The sequence below is a fragment of the Methylobacterium sp. E-041 genome (genome assembly GCF_022829665.1).
GTDB lineage: Bacteria > Pseudomonadota > Alphaproteobacteria > Rhizobiales > Beijerinckiaceae > Methylobacterium.
The window spans coordinates 1-3,560 of sequence record NZ_JAKSYQ010000070.1 but is presented as its reverse complement, the minus strand read 5'-3'; the positions used below and the strand labels follow the sequence as shown (position 1 = coordinate 3,560).

At 51.3% G+C, this 3,560-nt stretch carries 1 protein-coding gene and 4 pseudogenes; 4 read left to right on the top strand and 1 reads right to left on the bottom strand.

Translation table 11 applies throughout. The features are described from left to right. From MKK70_RS06825 to MKK70_RS06810, 4 genes and pseudogenes are all read left to right on the top strand, one after another. A pseudogene (locus MKK70_RS06825) lies at window positions 1–163 on the top strand (UDP-glucose 4-epimerase GalE); the annotation flags it as partial. Between the two features lie 371 nt (window positions 164–534). Next, window positions 535–738 (top strand): annotated as a pseudogene (locus MKK70_RS06820) (hypothetical protein); the annotation flags it as partial. Window positions 739–1,233: 495 nt separating this feature from the next. Continuing rightward, window positions 1,234–2,412 (top strand): glycosyltransferase family 4 protein, encoded by a 1,179-nt coding sequence (locus MKK70_RS06815; RefSeq protein WP_243946504.1) that lies wholly within the window; start codon window positions 1,234–1,236, stop codon window positions 2,410–2,412. Window positions 2,413–2,492: 80 nt separating this feature from the next. Further along, window positions 2,493–3,060: pseudogene (locus MKK70_RS06810) on the top strand (IS5 family transposase); the annotation flags it as partial. Window positions 3,061–3,283: 223 nt separating this feature from the next. On the opposite strand, the pseudogene MKK70_RS06800 reads toward MKK70_RS06810, so the two are convergent. Beyond that, a pseudogene (locus MKK70_RS06800) lies at window positions 3,284–3,544 on the bottom strand (DUF892 family protein); the annotation flags it as partial. Window positions 3,545–3,560 lie beyond the last annotated feature (16 nt).

The following is a 3,560-nucleotide window of genomic DNA, read 5'->3' as shown; positions in this document are numbered from 1 at the left end:
GCGCCTCTCGCCCCGCCGCCCCGGCGATCCGGCGCGGATCGTCGCCGAGGCGTCGCGGATCCGCGAGCAGCTCGGCTGGCGCCCGAAGCACGACGACCTCGACGCGATCGTGCGCCAGGCGCTCGACTGGGAAGACGCTTTGTCCAAGCGCAACAAGATCTAACAGGGAACTTCCAAGACTGTTTGATGATACAGATTCAATATTTATATTTTGATATTTTTATTTTATGTTCTTATAAAAGTTTAATAAAATAAATATTCTGTATGAATGATTCATCATTTCGGTATTGATTTGGATTTGCCCTATCAAGTTGTATATCTTATATAAGTTTTATGCGTTGTTTTATATAGAACACTTTAGGTCGATGAATCGTCAATCTTCTGACCGTTAATGGGAAGTGGAGGACACAAAGGCGCGCAGTTCTTTTAGTCAGAAGACGACTCAGTAATTACCTACCCCTGTGACGGCTGGGTTCAGGTGCCGACGGTCTTAAGGATGGTGCTGAAGGGACTGGAGCCGGTGAGGCGCTCGGTATGCAAGCCGTCATCAAACGCTTCATCGCCGAGAACAATGGCAATCCGAAGCCCTTCGTCTGGACCGCCGACCCGGATCGCATCATCCAAGCCGCAAAGCGCGGGTACCAAGTGTTAGACTCGTACCACTTGAGCGCTTCGAAGCGCCTGTTCAGCCTGGCCAGGACCTCGTCTGCCAGCGCTCAGATCGGACGCAGCGGATGATCGGCTGGTACACGTGTCCTAAGGCGGACATAGCTGAACAGGTTCTCCGACCGATCCTCTCGTCCGCCCATCGCTCAACCCCCACCGATCTCCCAGGCAGCGTGAATCATCTCCATAACAAACTCGCCGGCCACTTCTTCGGCAACCTGTTAAGGGTACCTGAGACGTCACAAACCTTTGCTCTTGCGCACCATCCAGGATGCCCAGAACCCTCGTCAGCGTGACGGCGCTTCAACCCCAAGATCGCTACGAACAACAACAGGTGGGTATCCGCCACCAGCAATAGACAAACAGCGGCGCAAACGTGCGAATGATTCCAGAAAAATGGGTAGGTATGAACAGAATGGCGGGTTCTTCTGATGGGAACGCCATCAGTCTACCCGTCATACATGTTTCATCCTGATGAAGTATTTCATATCAGATAACTAAATTATTTATATAAAAATCAATTGCAATACTAAAATCAGACTATCCGTCTTAAATGGAGATTCTTGAATGACAGAAAAACTTCTAAAAATTTTGATGGTCGATCCGTCTCTTTTTACGGCACCTTATGACGAAGGAATCACAGAAGGACTCGAAAAGAATGGCATTGCTGTTAGCTGGGCTTGTCGCGACCTGCGCTCAAAAGAAGAATATCATTTGATAGCAGCTAGACAAATTAATAGAATTTTTTATCCAAATATAATAAATTCTGCGAAAAATGCAGGTTTTCTAGCCAAGTTTAATAAAGGGGTTTCACACGTTGCTTCAATGATTCGGCTATGGCGTTATGTAAGCCGGAATCGACCTGATATAGTCCATTTTCAGTGGATTGTTTTTCCATTAGTTGATATGGTTTTTATAGCAGCAATACAACGTATATGTCCGGTCATCATTACAGTGCATGACACTTTACCTTTTAATGGTAACCCCACGTCTTGGCTGCAGACTATTGGACTTAGTCGTGCCCTTGCGTCAGTAGATCACATCATCGTCCACACTCAAAAAGCGGCGGAAATGATTGGCGGAGCTGTTGGAAATAGAACTCCAGTCAGTGTTATCGCGCATGGTCCATTAAGCCGGGCAAATATCGTTCCACACATCCATACCGCAAGTAAAGATAAGTGGAATTTTCTCATGTTCGGTAAAATACAACATTATAAAGGGTTAGATATACTTGTAGAGGCGCTGACTTTATTGCCAGATGAAGCTCGATCAAAAATGAGAATTATCGTTGCAGGTGAGTCTTTTATTGATATGGTTCCTATAAAAAGTTATATTGAAGAATATAAAATTGGCGACACAATAGATTTTAGGCTATGGCGCCATAGTAATGAAGAGGTTGATAGCCTTCTTTCAGAGGCAGATGCTTTTATATTTCCTTATCGCCGCATTGATGCGAGTGGTGTTTTGTATCTCGTTGCTGCATATAGGAAGTGGATTATTGCAAGTAATATAGGAATATTTAGGGAGGTTATTCAAGAAAATGTTACCGGATCAATCATTCCAGCTGAGGATCCTCACGCCTTGGCGGCATCGCTTGCAGGAACAATTGGCAAATTACCTACCGCATCATTACCTGTTGAATCATGGAACAACATCGGGAAGCGCACCTATGAGATTTATACAAGGCATATTTCTTCACGTCAGCGCTACGACGATGGAGGTGGTTCGTCGAGCGGGACAGTATAGTCGAGCAAGGCTTAGGGTCTGTCGTCACTTGAATGGATTGTGGCGTCTCGCGTTTTGATCTCTCTGATGTGGGAGCGACGATGCTGAGCGATGCGCAATGGTCTGAACTGGAGCCCCTGGTTGAAGCCTCCTGGCCTAGGGCCAAGACGCCGCCGCAGGACCTGCAATGCACGCTCTCGGCGATCCTCTAGCGACATCAGAACGGCGCCAAATGGCGGGCCATTCCGCAGGAACTAGGCCCATGGTGGCGAGCAGTGCAGATCTTCATCCGCTGGTCCCGTGCTGGCATCTGGGAGCGGCTGCTCTACCTTGTGCAGAAGCGCGGCGTTCAACTCGGGATGGTGTTCCTCGACGGCACGAACGTGCGGGCACACCAAAAAGCGGCAAGCGCTGCCAAAAGGGGGGATCTGCGGCCGAGCGAGACACTCGTGAAGCTCTTGGCCGCCGTCATCCTGAGCCTGTCGAAGGACGCGTGGCGGCTATGGGACCAAGCCTTGCGTGATCGCCGACGGGCAGGGCCGCGCCATCGCCTTCCGGCTGGCGTCCGGCCAGGCCCATGAACTGTCCCATGCGGTTCTGCTACTCGACCTACTTTCCGGCGGGCCCAACCGGGTCGTTGGGGACCGTTGCTACACCAGCCACGCTTTCGTAAGCACGTCTGAGACATGGGCGTGCGACCCGATCGGCCCCCACGAGGTGGTCCAAGAGTAAAGTTAGTGCACGATGGGCCTGGAGTTGACCCCGTTTGTGGTCCACGGCCTATGCAAGTTTTCGGGCTGTGACAGCTTGGTTGGCGAAGGCTCGGGGCGTCAAGCCGCCCAGGGCCGTATGGGGGCGATCTTCGTTGTAGTGGCACCTCTTCGGCCGAACTGCGGAAGGCTGAGACTTGGTCGGCCTTACCGGCCCGCTCCGCAATGATCGCGAGTGAGCGGTAGGCAGCGATCTGATCGTACTGGTAGGCGTAGCCGGCGTAGAGGTTCTTCAGCGTCTCGTCCTGAGCGATGCCGTAAACCGCTGCGCCGATGGAGCCGGCCACGCTCGTGACCGTTTCCTTCAGGGTCGAGGGGCTTTCACCAGAGGCGGCCAGGGCCTTTATGGACCCGTGGTGTGGGGATTCCAGATGAAGGGGCATGACCCCTTTGCGCAGA

Coding starts and splice junctions, on each gene's coding strand:
- MKK70_RS06815 (WP_243946504.1), top strand. CDS start 1,234: ATGACAGAAAAACTTCTAAAAATTTTGATGGTCGATCCGTCTCTTTTT.